This is a genomic window from Halogranum amylolyticum (assembly GCF_900110465.1).
Lineage (GTDB): Archaea > Halobacteriota > Halobacteria > Halobacteriales > Haloferacaceae > Halogranum > Halogranum amylolyticum.
Genome location: NZ_FODV01000013.1, coordinates 1 through 16,966 on the forward strand (window position 1 = coordinate 1; position 16,966 = coordinate 16,966).

At 57.5% G+C, this 16,966-nt stretch carries 16 protein-coding genes; 9 read left to right on the forward strand and 7 right to left on the reverse strand.

The annotated features are described in order from the left end of the window. A partial coding sequence (locus BSG17_RS17895; RefSeq protein ID WP_139246685.1) for an aldehyde dehydrogenase family protein occupies positions 1-356 on the forward strand: 356 nt, incomplete at its 5' end. Between the two features lie 183 nt (positions 357-539). Here the strand turns inward: BSG17_RS17895 and BSG17_RS17900 are convergent. The 7 genes from BSG17_RS17900 to BSG17_RS17935 form a co-directional block, all read right to left on the reverse strand. Then, positions 540-920: a DUF8160 family protein gene (locus tag BSG17_RS17900; RefSeq protein ID WP_089826562.1), complete on the reverse strand. Its 381-nt coding sequence runs from the start codon at positions 918-920 to the stop codon at positions 540-542. Beyond that, positions 917-1,711 carry a ParA family protein gene (locus BSG17_RS17905; RefSeq protein ID WP_089826564.1) on the reverse strand — a complete coding sequence of 265 codons (795 nt, stop codon included), beginning with the start codon at positions 1,709-1,711 and terminating at the stop codon, positions 917-919. The genes BSG17_RS17900 and BSG17_RS17905 overlap by 4 nt, the downstream gene beginning before the upstream one ends. A gap of 483 nt (positions 1,712-2,194) precedes the next feature. Next, positions 2,195-2,332, reverse strand: coding sequence for a hypothetical protein (locus tag BSG17_RS27160; protein WP_170864858.1), 138 nt, complete (start codon positions 2,330-2,332; stop codon positions 2,195-2,197). A gap of 785 nt (positions 2,333-3,117) precedes the next feature. Then, on the reverse strand, positions 3,118-3,528 hold the full coding sequence (locus BSG17_RS17915) for a GlcG/HbpS family heme-binding protein (RefSeq protein WP_089826566.1): 411 nt from the start codon (positions 3,526-3,528) through the stop codon (positions 3,118-3,120). Positions 3,529-3,933: 405 nt separating this feature from the next. Continuing rightward, entirely contained in the window at positions 3,934-4,134 is a 201-nt protein-coding gene (locus BSG17_RS28650) for a DUF7835 family putative zinc beta-ribbon protein (RefSeq protein WP_089826567.1), read from the reverse strand. 737 nt (positions 4,135-4,871) lie between these two features. After that, a complete protein-coding gene (locus BSG17_RS17930) occupies positions 4,872-6,593 on the reverse strand; it encodes a glycoside hydrolase family 13 protein (RefSeq protein ID WP_089826571.1) in 1,722 nt (573 codons plus the stop codon). A 21-nt stretch (positions 6,594-6,614) separates the two neighbouring features. Then, the gene (locus BSG17_RS17935; RefSeq protein WP_089826572.1) at positions 6,615-8,324 is read right to left on the reverse strand and encodes a glycoside hydrolase family 13 protein; all 1,710 of its coding nucleotides are present in this window, start codon (positions 8,322-8,324) and stop codon (positions 6,615-6,617) included. A gap of 135 nt (positions 8,325-8,459) precedes the next feature. On the opposite strand from BSG17_RS17935, the gene BSG17_RS17940 reads away from it, so the two are divergent. The 8 genes from BSG17_RS17940 (at position 8,460) to BSG17_RS17975 (ending at position 16,557) form a co-directional block, all read left to right on the forward strand. Then, the gene (locus BSG17_RS17940; RefSeq protein ID WP_089826574.1) at positions 8,460-10,331 is read left to right on the forward strand and encodes an ABC transporter substrate-binding protein; all 1,872 of its coding nucleotides are present in this window, start codon (positions 8,460-8,462) and stop codon (positions 10,329-10,331) included. 12 nt (positions 10,332-10,343) lie between these two features. Further along, positions 10,344-11,354 (forward strand): ABC transporter permease, encoded by a 1,011-nt coding sequence (locus BSG17_RS17945; protein WP_089826576.1) that lies wholly within the window; start codon positions 10,344-10,346, stop codon positions 11,352-11,354. Beyond that, positions 11,341-12,501: an ABC transporter permease gene (locus BSG17_RS17950; protein ID WP_089826746.1), complete on the forward strand. Its 1,161-nt coding sequence runs from the start codon at positions 11,341-11,343 to the stop codon at positions 12,499-12,501. The genes BSG17_RS17945 and BSG17_RS17950 overlap by 14 nt, the downstream gene beginning before the upstream one ends. Position 12,502: 1 nt before the next feature. Next, positions 12,503-13,555, forward strand: a complete 1,053-nt coding sequence (locus BSG17_RS17955) for an ABC transporter ATP-binding protein (RefSeq protein WP_089826578.1) — start codon at positions 12,503-12,505, stop codon at positions 13,553-13,555. 29 nt (positions 13,556-13,584) lie between these two features. Then, entirely contained in the window at positions 13,585-14,682 is a 1,098-nt protein-coding gene (locus BSG17_RS17960) for an ABC transporter ATP-binding protein (RefSeq protein WP_089826747.1), read from the forward strand. A 33-nt stretch (positions 14,683-14,715) separates the two neighbouring features. Continuing rightward, the gene (locus tag BSG17_RS17965) at positions 14,716-14,922 is read left to right on the forward strand and encodes a hypothetical protein (protein ID WP_089826580.1); all 207 of its coding nucleotides are present in this window, start codon (positions 14,716-14,718) and stop codon (positions 14,920-14,922) included. Between the two features lie 24 nt (positions 14,923-14,946). Then, a complete protein-coding gene (locus BSG17_RS17970) occupies positions 14,947-15,402 on the forward strand; it encodes a universal stress protein (RefSeq protein WP_089826582.1) in 456 nt (151 codons plus the stop codon). Between the two features lie 150 nt (positions 15,403-15,552). Beyond that, the gene (locus BSG17_RS17975) at positions 15,553-16,557 is read left to right on the forward strand and encodes a TrmB family transcriptional regulator (protein WP_244531591.1); all 1,005 of its coding nucleotides are present in this window, start codon (positions 15,553-15,555) and stop codon (positions 16,555-16,557) included. Positions 16,558-16,966: the final 409 nt, after the last annotated feature.

Here is a 16,966-nt window from a genome sequence, read left to right on the forward strand (position 1 = left end):
AAGTGTTCGGCCCGCACGTGGCGCTGCTGAAATACTCCGGTGACGTCGAGGAGGGCGTCGCGATCCAGAACGACACCGACTACGGACTCGCCGGTGCCATCATCTCGGAGAACTACCGCCAGATCAACTACTACCGCGACAACGCCGAGGTCGGCCTCGCCTACGGCAACCTCCCGTGTATCGGCGCGGAGGTCCACCTGCCGTTCGGCGGGGTCAAGAAGTCCGGCAACGGCTACCCCTCGGCCCGTGAGATCATCGAGGCTGTCACCGAGCGGACCGCCTGGACGCTCAACAACTCTAAAGACATCCAGATGGCTCAGGGGCTCTCCGCCGACATCAAAACCAAAGACGACTGAACCCCCGGCGCTTCCCTCCTCTCTTTATTTTTTTTAGAGAGTACAGTATATACTCGATTTGACTTTTCGACTGAAAACTTACCCGCTCGCTAACCACGAACGGTGACTTCTCCCACGACCTGTTGCCGCCAGCGAAGGAGAAAGAACCAACCGCTATTTTTAGTAACCTATCAGACAAAACTCTCAGAGATCGTTCAGCAACTCTCTGACCTCCGAAGCGTCCAACCCTTCCAACCCGTCCAAACCGTGCTGGATCAGGAGCGGGAAGAAGTGGCGGTTCTTCTCGAAATCTTCGCCGAACTCGTACTCGTAGTCCGCCTTCAGAAGTCCGTAGGTCCGCTCAATCTCTCGTTTCTGGCTCTGGGGGAGATACATGTACGTTCCGACCTGCTCTGCTTTCACCGACTGTTCGTTGTTCTCCTCAGATTTGGACTGTTTGTCTGCTTCTGACGTTTCGTTCGGTTTGGACGACTCTTCGTCGCTCTCCTCGTTGCTCGTGTTCGCCGCTCGATCTCGCGTCTTGTTCCGTCGCTCTCGGAGTCGACTCGATCGGTCGTCGCTCATGCTTCGACCTCCACGGTGTCGAACTGCGCGTCGAGTCCTTCAGCGATAGCTAGAAACACTTCACACATGTCGCTCTCGGGGTTGAATTCGAGTAGCGAGACCCCGGCATCGAGCGCCTTCTGTACGTCGGCTCGCTCCCGAATCTCCCAGACGGGAACGTCGTCGAACGCTCTGTTGATCCAATCGACCATCTCCTTGGCCTGGTTCTTCCGGACGTCGATGCGGTTGACGACGACGCCTCGTTCGTGGATGTCGATCTCGTAGTCCAACTCGAGTGCGTCGACGTGATCGAACAGGAGCTCGAACGCCCGCTTGCTCGTGGACTCTGCCAACGCTGGGATGAGGACGTTCTGTGTCGCGAAGAGAGCGTTGTCCATGAGATTCCCGAGGTTGGGGGGACAGTCGACGATGACGTAGTCGTAGTCGTCTTCGAGTTCGGCGAGCACGAGATCGAGTTGTTCGCCACTTCGTCGGGCGAGAGTGAGTTCTGGTTCGGCCGCGGTCATGTCGATGTTGCTCGGAACGACGTCCATCTCTTCGTGGGGTCGAACGATCTCGTGGATCGCCGCCCGCTGTTCGGGATCCGTGAGACAGTCGAACAGGCTGGGTGGCTCCTCGTCGTACGCTTCCATCATCCCGAGGTTCTCGGTCGCGTTCCCTTGCGGGTCGAGGTCGACGAACAGAACGTCGTGACCCCGCGCGTTCAACGCTCCTGCGACGTTGATCGCGATCGTCGTCTTTCCGACGCCGCCTTTCTGGTTCGACACACAGATCTTGGCTTGCTCGGTCATACAAACTGGTTTGTACAGCCGAATGACTTAACTCTGCGTCAGACATTCACCGAGAACTGGCAGTGCAGGTTCCTCCAGTCGGCGTCTTTCTCTTTACTTCGAACACACCGCATTCACGGGAGACCCCTGTCGTTTGGATCTCTCTGACTATTTGGATATGTTGGACAGATCGTAGCTCACAACTACTCGAACTACCCTAAAAGGGACAACCCACCAAGTCCGTCCGAACAATACGAGCGAGCCAACTGCGATTGGACCCCTCGTGACTTCTCCCACGACTCCAGTCGTGGGCTTTCTCCTCGACTCTCTGTAAGCGCGACTCAGATACGAACCTGTCGAGGCCCGTAGTCAGAAGCTCTGACTCCGCGAGTAGCACATCTACACCGCGTGCCGCCATCCGAATTCGAGCGACCTCGGCGACGGAGTTCGGATTTCTGGGTTCTCTTCTCGCTGGCTCCTCAGGTTCGAGCCCAAATCGTCGGACTAGAAGTCACCGAACGTGGTGTCGTGGTACTCTCGAAGGACGTAGAGCAGCGGCCGGAAGTCGTGTTCGCGCAACCAGCTGCGCGTTGGCTCCTCCTGTGTCAAATCGAGGCCGTCAGCTTCCAGTGCTGGAGCCACAACCGCCCAGTACGCGTCGACGAGTTCGTCGCGTTGCTGAAAAGGTAATTCGAACTGCAGAGGTCCCCGTGCTGGCTGTGCAGCTTGCTGAGTGACAGTTTCTCACCGCGTGGGGTCAAGATGAGGGGCCGGCCACCGGGGGAGTGGCTGGTGGTCGCCGATGGTTCGGGGTGTCACGACCGACGAAAAAGCGCGGGTCGTGACGAAACCGCAAGTGCCGTCTGTGCGTCGTTCGACGTACAGGAGGGTGTGAGAGCCTGTTCGTTGTTCAACTGTAGTTCACCGATGAATCCGCTAACGTTGCGGACAAGATACGCGCTCTACATTTAGCACGCAGGTTTCAGGAGGGAGAAAACGTGTGCCATTACAGAGTACGAAGGCTTCCGCTCACCGCTCTGAGAAACTCATCGGCGGAGTTGCGCTCGTTCGCGCTGTACGCTCGCGACACGTGGCCGTTCTGGACGTCGTCACTTCGTAATCCGGAGACTCGCCTCGGCCTCGTAGAGACACCCCCTTCAACAGCAGTTGTTCGAGGAGGGACTCCGCCTCCGGATACTCGACGTCGCCGGCATTGACGCGGCCGATCGCTGCATCGTGCGTGGATGTTTCGTCTGTCTCGATCAGCTGTTCGATCGGTTCGAACGCTGTTTGTTGCGATGGAGTCGACAGGGTTGAGGAAAGCCGCCTCACGAGCAGGTCGTGTCTCGGCTGACGTGATTGTTGAGACACTGTATGAAGCCCCCAATATCGATGCACCGCAATACGATGACTCCGTCTTGGGAGATCTACAGCGATTCGAACGCTTCGACGGCAGCCGACGCGACACTCACGTCTTCCTCCGCGCTTCCACCTGAGACGCCAACAGCGCCGACCACGCGTCCGTCAACCTCAAGCGGAATTCCGCCACCGAACGTGACGATTCGACCGTCGTTTGTGTTGCCAAGTCCGTACAGTGATTCGCCAGGCTGTGAGACCTCCCAAATCGTCTCCGTGTCGAGCTTTAGCGACACCGAACTGTAGGCCTTGTTCTGGGCAATGTCGATGCTCGCGAGCAGTGCATCATCCATCCGCTGGAATGCGACGAGATTTGCCCCTCCGTCCATCACTGCAATACACATCGGGACGTCGATCTCCTCAGCTTTCTCTTCGGCAGTGTCCACGAGCTGTTTGGCGATGTCAAGTGTTATCTCTGTCATCTCTACTGGTCCGATAACCGCGTCAACCTATACTGATGTAAAATTTTGTGTGCTCGAGGACCGATTGACTGTGACGTGGGCCCGTGTTCGTGGCGATGCGGGCCCACAGGGAGTGTGCCACGCACCGAGCGAAGCGTTACACCGACGTTCGTCCGACCTCATATGCCTGTGATGAGCTCGGTAGAGCGTGTCCCTTCCGGTGATTCAAAAAGAGAACCTGCCCGTGTGGCGGATCGCAGTGTTGTTGCTGTCGTCCCAACGACGCCACAGGTTAGTGTAACCCCGAAAGCTAGTCGGGGCACGACTTCGCGGTCGTCGGCTACACGGTGAACACGAAGACGTTATGGGACATATCGATGGCGAGCGGCCGTAGCTAAAAGAGTACTTTGCGCGGCGGTGTTTGTCTTAGGCGTTGTTCATCCGCAGCGTCGTCTCGGTTTGACATTCCATGCAGGTCGCCACACGATACGGCTCGCGGGAATACTCCGCGTTCTCCGGTTTTGAACTCTCTATCCGGAGCTCCACCCGGACCTTGTGGAGCGTCTCACGTGCGCAGTCCGTGCATGCTTCTGTGACTCCGTCAAGGGCGGATGGTTTGGTTGCCATAGCACTCTGTCGGACACAGGGAGACCGAATAAGGAGATATCTCTGTCTCGTATGGTTTCATTCTGTTTCAGATGCTTTCGACCGTTCGCCGCACGCCGACGGTGACTTCTAACCCTGAAACATGTCGATCATCGATGACGGCGGTTCACCCGTCTCTAAGCTAGTTAGGGAGTCGAATACGCGATCTGAGACGGAGATAACCAGCACAACTAGTCGTGGACAGCTCGGAAATGCCCGCTCGGAGAGACGCTCCCGTGGTCTAGATATTCGCTTCGGGTCGTATCCAATGAGGGGAACGTGAGAGCGACGATGAGCCCATCGACGGCTGTCTATCCTGTGTCTTCCCAGTGAGACGACTACGAGTTACGCATCGTCGCTCGGAGCGGACATGGGTTTGTTTAGTGATAGAACACTTGCGTTGCTGGGGACGATAGAGATTCTCCTCCGGTGGATGCTCGATGAGTTACCGCTGCAGGGGGGGGACAACCGCTCCCGAATGGCCGCGCTCGTGTGGGGGCTTTCGCCGTCCTTCGGGCGCAGGATGTTCCGAATCGCACTCGAGTCGATCGTGTTGCCTGCCGGGACTTTCTTCGATACTCCCAGGGTGTTGCAGGCGTGTTGCTGATTGGCCGTGAGTCTGGCGACGTCCTAGTCTGGTCTGAATGTTCGGTGCACGATCGTATCCGCTGAGACTCGACGGCACCAACTGTGTCTAAAAGGTGTTCGACTGGTTATGCTTAGAGTTGGTAGACGACTGCCTCGAACGGACGGAACTCGTGACCAGTGGGGTTAGCCGGACTGTTGTCGTAGTTGCTTACGATAACGTCCGAATCCGTGATTGCCATTGACGGACAGTTGAAGAGAGTAACTTCGGTTGACCAGTTGAGGACGACGAGAACCGTATCGTCACCAAGTGTCCGGCGATAGGCATAGAGGTGCTCGTGGTTGGGGAGCAAGAGTTCGTACTCACCGTAGACGAGGGTGTCCGATTCGTGTCTGAGCGCGATGAGTGACTGATAGTGGTGCCAGATGGACTTTCCGTCGGCAAGCGCCGCTTCGACGTTGATGTCGTGATAGCTCTCGTTGGCTCTGAACCACGGCACGCCGTCGGTGAAGCCAGCACTGGGGTTACCCGACCACTGCATCGGCGTTCGTGCGTGATCACGACTCTGATAGTTAACGAGGCCACGTACCTCCTCGAAGGAATCGATCTTCCCCGCTTCGATGAGTTCTTCCACCTTCCCGATAGTCATCACATCGTCGAGTTCGTCGAGGCTCTCAAACTCATCGTTCGTCATGCCGATCTCCTCACCCTGGTAGATATACGGGGTGCCACACAGCGTCAACAGAAACGTAGCGATGAGTTTTGCACTCTCCTCATGATATTCCTCGTCGTCGCCAAACCGAGTGACAATTCGGGGGATATCGTGATTACCGAGGAACAACGCGTCCCAGAACTCGGATGCGAGCTCGTTTTGGGCACGGGTTACGATTTCTTTGAATTCTGTAAGGTCCCACTCTCCCCACCCCTCGGGGTCCCACGGCCCGTTCGGACCATCGTCGACGGCTAAGTGATTGAACTGGAAGATCATGTCCAGCCCGCTTCCACCCTCAACCAGATACTCTGCGGCCTGTTCAATGCTCGTCCCACCCATCTCGCCGACGGTCATGACGTCGTAGTTCGCAAGGGTCTCGTCGTAGGCTTCTTGGAGATATTCGTGGATGTGAGGGCCGTGAGCGTACTGCTCGTGTCCCACGAGCGGTTCGTTTGGGTCACCGTCAGGCAGCCCCTCAGGTTTCGAAAGGAAGTTGATTGCATCCATTCGGAAGCCGTCTATGCCTCTCTCGAGCCACCACGTGATCATCTCCTTGATATCCTCTCGAACATCCGAGTTTCGCCAGTTGAGATCTGGTTGGTTCTCATCGAATATGTGGAGATACCACTGTTCACGTACCTCGTCGTAGGACCACGCCGGCCCACCGAATATGGATTGCCAGTTGTTTGGGGGAGTATCTGGCGACCCGTCGCGCCAGTAATAGTAGTCCTCGTACTTGCCCTCACGCTGTCGTGATCTCTGGAACCACTCGTGTTCCATTGAGGTATGGTTGATGACGAGGTCCATGATGAGTCGCATGTCCCGCGCATGTAGCTCATCTACTAACTCCTCCCAGTCGGCCATCGTCCCGAACTCGTCCATGATCGAGCGATAGTCACGGATGTCGTAGCCGTTGTCGGCGTTCGGTGAGTCATATACTGGACAGAGCCAAACGACGTCGACACCTAGTTCGTCGAGATAATCGACCTTCTCTGTGATACCCGGGATATCGCCAACCCCATCGCCGTTGCTGTCGTTGAAGCTTCGCGGATAGAGCTGATAGACGACGGCTTCCTTCCACCACCGTTTGTCGGTGTCGATACTTCGTCTCTGAGTCGTTGTTTGGGAATCGTCGTGAGTCATAACTGTGATTTTGTGGCGACACTACGGGGTGAGATAGACGTGAGCTTCGTACGGACCGAGTTCAAACGCCGGGCGTGGCGCTGTCGGTACGTCGGTATTCGCGAGAGCGAGCTCGAGTTCGTCAAGAGTGATGCTGTCGGGCACGACGAACTCGACCGGGTCCGTTCCGAAGTTGAGGACGACGAGGCCACGTTCGTCGCCAAGCGTTCGCGTGTAGGCAAAGATAGCAGGGTGGTTAGGGACGAGGAGATCGAACGCTCCATACACCAAGACGTCACGGTCGTGGCGGAGTTCGATGAGATCCTGATAGTAGTGCCAGACGGAGTTTTCGTCAGCGCGGGCGTGTTCAACGTTGACTGTTTCGTAGTTCGAGTTGCAATCGATCCACGGCTCGCCGTCGGTAAAGCCAGCGTCAGGCGCATCCGACCACTGCATCGGGGTGCGAGCGTTATCCCGACCGACGTACTCCACTGCATCACGAACATCGTCGTAGGAAGCTGCATCGCCCTGCTCGAGTGCCTCTTCTACGAAGTTCACCGCCTCGACGTCCCGAAGTTCGTCTGGGGAGGCGAACGAAGCGTTCGTCATCCCGAGTTCCTCACCTTGGTAGACGAACGGCGTTCCCTGAAGTGTATGGGTGAGTGTTCCAAGGAGCTTCGCGCTTTCTTCGCGATAGGTGCTGTCGTCGCCGAAGCGAGAGACCATCCGCGGCTGGTCGTGGTTGTTGAGATAGAGACTGTTCCACCCCTCGTCTGCGAGGCCGTTCTGCCACTTCGCGATGATCTGCTTGAACTCGACGAGTGACCAGTCACCGGCGTCCCACTTGTGTTCGTCATGGTCGAAAGAAACGTGCTCAAACTGGAACACCATCGAAAGACCATCGCCGTCAGGGCCGACATACGTCCGTGCGTCGTCAACGCCGGCACCAGGTGTCTCGCCGACAGTCAAAAGTGACTCGTCCGAGAGCACTTCATCGCGCATCTCACGGAGATAGTCGTGGATGTTCGGGCCGTTGAAGAAATGCTCTGCACCAGTCAGTCCCCCATCTTCGTCACCATCGGGGAGTCCGTTCGTTTTCGAGATGAGGTTGATGACGTCCATCCGGAAGCCATCGATCCCCTTCTCCAACCACCAGTTCATCATCTCGTAGACTGATTCACGAACGTCTGGGTTGCGCCAGTTCAGGTCTGGTTGTTTCTCGTCGAACAGATGGAGATACCACTGGCCGCGCACTTCGTCGTATGTCCACGCAGAACCGCCGAACACGGACTCCCAATTGTTCGGTGGGTCGCCTCCGTTGTTGGTGCCATCGCGCCAGATGTAGTAGTCCTTGAACTCACTGTCGCCCTGGCGCGACCGCTGGAACCACTCGTGTTCGTCGGATGTATGGTTGACGACCAGATCCATGATAAGACGAATGTCTCGTTCGTGGAGTGTACTCAGGAGCCGTCGCCAGTCATCCATGTCACCATAGGCGTCGTTAATTGAGCGGTAGTCGCTGATATCGTAGCCATTGTCGGCCTGCGGCGACTCGTAAACGGGACAGAGCCAGACGGCGTCCACACCAAGATCGTCTAGGTAATCCACCCGCCGCTCGATGCCACGGAGATCTCCGATGCCGTCGCCGTCAGTGTCGTTGAAGCTTTTCGGATATATCTGGTAGACGACTGCTTCCTTCCACCACGTGCGGTCGATCCCTGCTCTCGTTTTGATAGCGTCTTTCGGAGTCATTGGTTAGATTCGATCCTCTCTCACTCGCTGCTACTTGCTACGGTCATTGACCATCGACTTATACAGATACAAAATCGCGAAGAACAGCTTCTACCCGAAATTTTATTCGGGTGTGTGTAACAATCGTAGACGACCATGATGGACAATGACAATGGGAGCGGCAACCGATCGCCGCTCTCGCGGCGGCGATTCGTACAAGCGCTCGGAGCAACCGGTGTTACAGCCGGGTTCGCGGGCTGTGGTGGCCAGCAAGCGGTTGAAACGACGGGTTCTTCGTCGGATGGAAACGCTGAGAACGCTGCTAGCGACACCGCGACACCAGCCCCGGTCGATAGTGAGACCAAGCGGAAGATTCAGGAACTCGCGTATGTCACGAACCAGACTCTTCCAGTCCTCCCGCTTCAGGAGAAACTCGCCCAGTCGTTCCAGACGACTGACGACTGGTCTGTTCCCTCGAAGGACAGTCCGAACATGCAGCTCTACTGGCCGACCGAGTGGCTCCCCCGCACCGGCGCGTGGAGTCAGTCCGACGGCGCCAACGACTCGAAACTGACACTGGCACAGTGGGCAGTGCCGCAGGATTCGCAGTACAACCCGTGGAACGGCAAGAACTTCGCCGAACCTCGGCGGATGCTGTTCGATCGGTTCATGCGGTACAATCTTGCAAAGCAGAAGTACGAGCCGTACCTCATCGCCGACTACTCGCTCGACGGGGAGACCATGACCCTCTCGGTTCGTGAAGACCAGACCTGGCACAACGGTGATCAGGTCACTGCCACGGATGTCGCGAACCAGATCAAACTCGACATCTACAACGGCGGGAGCCTCGGCCAGTTCGTCGCCCCCGAGGACAAGGGGAAGGTTTCAGAGCGTGTAACGACCGTCGACGACTCCACCGTCGAACTGTCGCTCACGATGGCGGCGAACGAGGAGGTTCTTCTCGCGTATCTCCAGCCGAAATACCTCGTCGCTCACGAGAGCACCTACGGGGAGTACGTACAGCGGTTCGACGACGCAGAATCGGACGACGCTCGCTCGAAAGTGCTCGGTGACCTGACGAGCGAGACTGTCCCCGAACCGGTCGGGTGCGGCCCGTTCCAGTTCGAGAATGCAGATACCCAGCGGACCCTGCTCACAAAGTACGAGGAACATCCGGATGCCGGTCAGATCGACTTCCCGGAAGCGGAGTACCTCTACATGCCGTCGAATCAGAAGCGCTGGAATGCGCTCATCAACGAGCAGACCGACGGGTCGGCGACGCTGTTCATGCCCTCGAACAAGCTTAACCAGCTCCCTGACTCGGTGCAGGTCAGTCTCATCCCGCGTCACTGGGGGCTCGGCCTCGTTTTCAACTTCGAGAAAGAACCAGTCGATGACCCACGTGTCCGCAAGGCGATTGCACACGTGATCAACCGCGAGTCGGTGGCGAAGAACTCCGGTGCTGGCACCAACTCGAAGATTGCAGTCACGTATCCGAGCGGCCTGACCGGCGAGTTCAACGGTCAAATCGAGGGACACTGGCTAGAGGGCGTCGCAGACAAGTTCGAGACGTACGGTACGAACAAGTCGCAAACCGACAAGGCTGCCGCACTGTTGGAGGAAGCCGGCTACCAAAAGCAGGGTGGCACGTGGAAAAAGAACGGAAAGGCACTGAGCATTCCCATCAAGGGTCCCGCTGGGTTCTCTGACTGGGTCTCTGGCGCACAAACGGTCGTCTCACAGCTCCAGCAGTTCGGTATCGAGGCGGAAGCCATAATGAAAGATACCTCGACCTACTGGGGGAAGGACTACAGCAACGGTGACTTTGTCGTCGGTCTGCAGGGATGGGCGTCGTACGACCAGGCCTATCCGTATTTCCACTTCAAGTGGATCTTCGACAGCTGGGACGCGAAAAACGCATGGAACCTCTCGAGTGAGTTCGAGACACCGGTCCTCCACGAGAAGGTTCGCGACAGCAAGACGGTGACGCCTGCGGAGATTGTCTCAGAGTTAGCCACGAGCCAGTAACGGAGGACACTCATGAGCTACATCTTGAAACGGGTTGGTCAATCGGTGCTCACCGTCTTCGTAGTGATATCGGCCAGCTTTGGTCTCATTCGGTTGCTTCCAGGTGGCCCACTCGACTACTTGCGAGCTCAAGCGATTCAACAAGGCGGGAGCGACATGTCGATGGCCGAAATCAACGCTCGGATCGCCGCACAGACCAACATTGCAGTAGACGAGCCGGTATACATCCAGTACCTCGAGTATATGGCTGCGATGCTTCAGGGCGACTTTGGCCAGTCCATCTGGTACGACCGGGCAGTCACGAGTGTGATTGGCCCGGCGATACCGTGGACGGTCTTCCTGACCGCATCGGCACTGTTTCTCGCGTTCACCGTGGGGGTGTCGCTGGGAGCATTCATGGCTTACAAGGAAGGGTCGAGTTTCGACGTCGCCAGCACCGGTGTCGGGTTGGTCCTCAACTCGACGCCTGGATACGTCGTCGCGTTGCTGTCCGTGGCCTTCCTCGGTTACCGCTTCGACTTGTTCCCGACGGGCGGTCGATACGCCTCTGAACTCACGCCAGGGCTCAACCTCCCGTTCCTGACGAGCGTGCTCTATCACGGCACGTTGCCCATCCTCTCGATGGCTGTCGTCGGCTTCGGCGGGTGGGCGCTGAGTATGCGTGGCAACAGTATTCGTGTACTCGGTGAGGATTACCTCCGCGTCGCCCGCCTCCGTGGACTACCGACGCGCCGTATCGCTATCCGATACGTTGCCCGCAACGCCATTCTGCCGATGTACACCGGGTTGATGATTGCTATCGGCACCGTCTTCGGCGGGGCAGTCATCATCGAGAACATCTTCGCCTATCCAGGCGTCGGCTTCTATCTGATTCAGGCGATCAACGCCCGTGACTACCCGCTGATGATGGGTGGGTTCATTCTCATCACAGTCGCGATGGTGATCGGGATCACAATTGCTGACCTGACGTACGGGTGGCTCGACCCCCGAGCCAAAGGAGGTGCGTCGCGTGAGTCCTACTGACCGCGACAGCCACGATACACGCGGAGAGGTCGACATTGACACCGATCTCGATGAGTCCGTCGCCCACGACGACTCAGAACCCGACGTCGGACGTCCACGCTCGGCTATCACTGGTCACGCCCGAAACGGTCGCGTCGCTGCTGATGGTGGGACACCTACCTCGGAGTTCCAACAGATGGCCGAAGTGTCGATGACTGACAGGGAGCGTCGTCGCCAGTGGTTCGACGAGAAAATCCTCGCGCCAGCCCGCATCGTCTGGGACGACTGGCGCGCCCGGACAGGTGTGCTCGTCGTCCTTTTCTACCTGTTTGTGGGGACGATGGGACCGATGCTCGTCACAGCGCCACGACCCAACCAAGGGCCGCTTCTGGTCGGCGCCTTCCGGACCCTCGAGTATCCGCTCGGGACGACGGCATCAGGGACAAATATTCTCTCGCAGCTCGTCTATGCGACGCCGTCGATGCTCACCATGATCGCCTCCGGTGCCGTGTTTACGGTTGGACTCGGAACGGCGATCGGTACCCTTGCGGGCTACAAAGGTGGCCATCTCGATAGCGGCTTGATGACCCTCACGGACATCATGATGACTATCCCCGGACTGCCGCTGACGATCGTCTTGGCAGCAGCGCTCGATATCCGGGGAAGTCCAGTCACTATCGGGATTCTCATCACCATCAACGCGTGGGCTGGGTTGGCCCGGGCGGTTCGGTCGCAAGTGCTCACGCTCCGCGATGCCGAATACGTTGAAGCCTCCCGGATCATGGGTATGAAAACCCCGACGATCATCGGCGGGGACATCATCCCGAATCTGATGCCGTACATCACGATGAACTTCGTCCAGCAGGCGCGGGCGGTTATCTTCGGCTCCGTCGGTCTCTACTTCCTCGGTGTGTTGCCGTACAACGGCATCAACTGGGGGGTGATGATGAACGCGGCTGTGAACCGTGCCGGGGCGACGTCCTCGCCCGCCGCGTTCCATTGGCTGTTGATGCCGATGTTGACGATTATCGTTCTCGCGCTTGGATTGACCCTCCTCGCACAGGGTGCAGACCGTATCTTCAACCCACGGGTGCGTGCCCGTCACGCGAAGTCGATCGCGAGTGACGACGAGAGCAGTTCGACCACAACAGACACTGGAGGAATCTGAAATGCAACGAAGCAAACAACGCACAAGACACAGCACCGCAGACCCGATCGTCGAGGTCCGCAACGTGAGCGTCACCTACGATTTGGAGCACCGTGACGCGATGGTCCTCGACAACGTCAGTATCGACCTCCAACGGGGAGAGATTCTCGGCGTCGTCGGCGAGTCCGGGTCGGGAAAGTCGATGCTGGCCAACGCCATGATGGATGCCGTCGAAGAACCGGGGATCACCACTGGTGACGTCCGATACTATCCGGAATCCGGTGCGGACCCAGTGGACGTCCTCGACCTTTCAGACCGAGAGCTGAAAGAACTCCGCTGGGAGGAGATCTCGATGGTGTTCCAGGGGGCGCTTTCGTCGTTTAACCCCACGATGACGATTCGTGGGCATTTCGAAGAGACACTGAAGGCCCACGACTACGACGTCGATGAAGGGATGGAACGAGCACATCAGTTGCTCGCCGACCTCTATCTTGACCCCGAACGGATACTGGATTCGTACTCACACGAACTATCGGGCGGCATGAGTCAGCGGGCACTTATCGCGCTCTCGCTCATTCTGGAGCCGAACGTCCTCTTGATGGACGAGCCGACCGCTGCTCTAGACCTGCTGATGCAGCGTTCGATTCTGAGTCTCCTTGACGATATCAAAGAGAAGTACGAACTCTCGATTCTGTTCATCACTCACGACCTCCCGCTCGTTGCTGGACTGGCCGACCGATTGGCCATCCTCTATGCCTTCGAACTCGCGGAGGTCGGCCCGAGTGAGCAGATCGTTCGGCATTCACAACACCCGTACACTCGGGCGCTGCTGAAGGCAGTGCCGAACCTCGATGCTCCGATCGAAACGATGAAACCGATCGAGGGGTCGGCACCGAACCCAGCACACACGCCGGAGGGCTGCCATTACGCACCGCGGTGTCCACTTGCGACGAGCAAGTGTCATCGAGAGGCCCCACCGTGGGAGAACGTCGGCGACGAGCATCGGACAGCATGTTTCCACCACGAAGATGCAGAGGAAGCGGTCCCCTTCGAACAGGATGTGGTGCAATCGTGAGCGACCGATACACTGACGACGACATCGTGATGTCACTTGACGAGGTTTCCGTTCACTTTGAGAAAGAGCAGGGGCTCGTCGACTCGCTGTTCAACGATCCCGACCGGGTACAGGCCGTCGACGACATTTCCATCGACATCGAGGAGAACGACGTGCTCGCGCTTGTTGGGGAATCGGGCTGTGGGAAGACGACCCTGGGTAAAACCATCATCGGCGTCCAGCGGCCGACAGAAGGGAACGTCACGTATCGCGGACAGGACGTCTGGGACGCAAAAGACGGGGTGGGAGACGTCGATATCCCCTATGGCGACATCCGAAAGGCGCTCCAGATTATCCATCAAGACCCCGGTGCAGCGCTCAATCCCAACCGGAAGGTGTTGACGTCACTGGAAGCACCCATCGAGCGGTGGAAACCCGAGATGTCGACCGAGGATCGCCGTGCACGTATCTTCGCGCTGCTCAAGCGCGTCGGAATGGAGCCGCCCGAGGACTACGCGCATCGATTCCCCCACCAGTTGAGTGGTGGTGAACAACAGCGTGTTGCCCTCGTACGGGCACTCCTGATGAACCCAGACGTCATCCTCGCCGACGAAGCAGTGAGCGCACTCGACGTGTCACTTCGTGTCGAGACGATGGACTTGCTCTTGGAACTTCAAGAGCAGTTCAATACGTCGTTCGTGTTTATTTCTCACACGTTATCGAACGCCCGCTACCTTGCCGAGAAGGCCAATGGTCGTATCGGAATCATGTATCTGGGTGAGCTTGTCGAAATCGGGCCGCCCGAAGAGGTGCTCGGCGATCCGAAACATCCCTACTCGAAGGTGTTACGATGGGCAACTGCCGACCTTGATCCGAGCAGTCAGGAGATGGTGGATCCACCGGTCCGGTCGATCGATATTCCCGATCCGGTCAACCCTCCCTCGGGTTGTCGGTTCCACACCCGGTGCCCCGAGGCTCGGGAAGTCTGTACGACTGCTGCCCCGGAGCTGGGTGACGATGAGTCGACGCCCGGGGCACACTGTGCAGCCTGTCACCGAACCGATCCGAACCATGAGTATTGGGAGAGCCAACTACTGGAGGGCGTCCATGACAGTGACGCCGTGACGACAGGAGAAGCCGATGACTAACCATGTCGACCAACCCACGGGGAGGAGAGTCCAATGACTGCAGTCTGGCGGGTGTTCTTTGCTTTGAGCATCGTCCTGCTTGCATTCCTCGGCCTCTCCGTTCCCTATGTCGAACCAGGAACGGCAACCTTCGTCGTCGCGTTGTTGAGCTTTGGGATGCTTGGGGTGATGCTCGTCGGCTCGTCCGTCTTCATCTACTTCGACTGGGATCCGTTCGAGGAAGTCAAACTGACCAGCTGAACCATGAGCCACCAGACTACACCTATGCCACGTGCACTCGTCGCCATCGAAGACACGGACCGTGACCGAGATGTCCTGCAGCGAGCCAAAACATTCGCTCTCGGAGCAGAGATTGACCTCGTCGTTGTCGCACTCGCGACCTCAGACGAGTATACCGAGGTTGAGCGAACCTTGGACGAAATCGGCCGCGCCGAACACACGAGTTACGACGAGAATGCCGTTCTCGAAGGGTTGTTCGGCGATGTCGACGATCTCGCACACGATGTCCTTGGTGACGCCGTCGACTACGAACTGCGAACAGTTGTCGCCGACACACGCGACCAGGCGACGTCCATCGTCGATATCGCACGTCAGACTGATTGCGATCACGTGTTCCTCACGGGAGTCCGCCGATCACCGACGAAGAAGGCCATCTTCGGTGATCGAGCACAACAAATCATCCTCGAGTTCGAGGGATACGTAACTGTCAGCATGAGCTGACGAACTCGCTTTCACTTCGACCGGGGGTCTCTTACCGACCCGTCTCATACTCTCACTCACCAATATCCAACTTCTATGGCTGAGGATTCACGACTCACAAAGACAATGACTGGCGCACAGGACGACCCGGCGCTTCGAGACGAACTCAGCGTGTTCGGTCTCTCTGACACCGAGATTGATACGTATCTCGCCCTGCTGTCACTGGGTGAGGCACCGACACGCGCTGTTGCCGAGGAAGCGGACGTTACACAGCGGGCCGTGTACGGAATCGCCGAGCGACTCGAACGCCGAGGGCTCGTTCGCGTGAAAGAACACGCATCACCGACGACCATCAGTGCATTACCACCGAAAGAGGCGATTGCGAACCTCTCGTCACGGCTCGAAGCGCTGACCCCCTCACTTGAGGAGCGATTTGAGCAAACAACGACTGAGGCCCCCGAGATACAGATCATCAAATCTCGTGAGACGGTTCTCAAGCGATTGCGGAACGCGCTCTCGGAGGCCGAAACAGAGGCGCTCGTTGCTATTCCCGACCACGTCTACCCAGAGATCGAAGCAGAACTCAGGGCTGCAGTCGATAGGGGGGTATTAGTTTTTCTCCTACTTGGTGAAACTGTTGACCCCGACGACGATACACGAGATTTCACCGGTGTCGCAGACGTCGTCCGCTCTTGGGACGCAAGTATCCCATTCCTCTATACGGTCGACAACGAAGCGGCAATGATTGGTGATCCACACGTCCTCTCGATGCAGCACAACGACAAAGAGGCCGTCACCATCTCACAACCACATCTCACGTCGTCTGTCCTGGGGATGTATCTCAGTGCCTACTGGCCCGTCTCCACGATTCGACATGTGACAGAACCCGATTCGCTCCCTGCGTCGTACGACTGGTTCCGTGAAGCCGTCTTGCAGGCATTCCTCCATTGGGAAGCAGGACACGATTTCTGGGCTGACATCGTGACTGAAAGTGGCGCAGAACTCTCGGGGAAGGTGAGTGACGTTCGACAGGCATTCGTTGAACCTTCAACGAATGACTTTACTCTCGAAACGAGCCTGCATCTCGAGACGGATGATGGTGAAGTGAGTGTTGGCGGCCCAGGTGCGTTTATCGAAGACTACCGGGCAGAGGCGGTCACACTCCGATTTGAATGAAACAGATCTACACGTGAGGATGTCGGCACGCTAACAACAGTCGTTCGAATTCGATTCCGGCCTCATCACACCCGCTGTGATACGCCTCGAACGAGCGAATCGCCCAACCTCCTTTTATCCATCACTACTACTCCTAATTAGCTGCGAGGCTCCCGAATGCTGCAGCTAGTCATCCATGCGTCCCCGCGTGTTGTGTTTGTTGTCTATCATGTATCTGGTGTAAAGCACACTCTCACTATTGCCACCACATCACAACGTCTGTGATACTGCGTGAATTGGTCTTCGAGCGCGTCACCAACGTACCCGCGGAGTTCAGTACCTAGTGACATCCTCCCCGCGGTTAACGAGGGGGCTTCCCACGCCCACCAACGGGCGGTTCGTTGTTCTCTGAGGGTTTGCACACCGACGA

Bases quoted from the DNA above. Each gene is read 5' to 3' on its own strand.
- BSG17_RS17900 (WP_089826562.1), bottom strand. From the start codon at position 920: ATGAGCGACGACCGATCGAGTCGACTCCGAGAGCGACGGAACAAGACG.
- BSG17_RS17905 (WP_089826564.1), bottom strand. From the start codon at position 1,711: ATGACCGAGCAAGCCAAGATCTGTGTGTCGAACCAGAAAGGCGGCGTC.
- BSG17_RS17915 (WP_089826566.1), bottom strand. From the start codon at position 3,528: ATGACAGAGATAACACTTGACATCGCCAAACAGCTCGTGGACACTGCC.
- BSG17_RS28650 (WP_089826567.1), bottom strand. From the start codon at position 4,134: ATGGCAACCAAACCATCCGCCCTTGACGGAGTCACAGAAGCATGCACG.
- BSG17_RS17930 (WP_089826571.1), bottom strand. From the start codon at position 6,593: ATGACTCACGACGATTCCCAAACAACGACTCAGAGACGAAGTATCGAC.
- BSG17_RS17935 (WP_089826572.1), bottom strand. From the start codon at position 8,324: ATGACTCCGAAAGACGCTATCAAAACGAGAGCAGGGATCGACCGCACG.
- BSG17_RS17940 (WP_089826574.1), top strand. From the start codon at position 8,460: ATGATGGACAATGACAATGGGAGCGGCAACCGATCGCCGCTCTCGCGG.
- BSG17_RS17945 (WP_089826576.1), top strand. From the start codon at position 10,344: ATGAGCTACATCTTGAAACGGGTTGGTCAATCGGTGCTCACCGTCTTC.
- BSG17_RS17955 (WP_089826578.1), top strand. From the start codon at position 12,503: ATGCAACGAAGCAAACAACGCACAAGACACAGCACCGCAGACCCGATC.
- BSG17_RS17960 (WP_089826747.1), top strand. From the start codon at position 13,585: ATGTCACTTGACGAGGTTTCCGTTCACTTTGAGAAAGAGCAGGGGCTC.
- BSG17_RS17965 (WP_089826580.1), top strand. From the start codon at position 14,716: ATGACTGCAGTCTGGCGGGTGTTCTTTGCTTTGAGCATCGTCCTGCTT.
- BSG17_RS17970 (WP_089826582.1), top strand. From the start codon at position 14,947: ATGCCACGTGCACTCGTCGCCATCGAAGACACGGACCGTGACCGAGAT.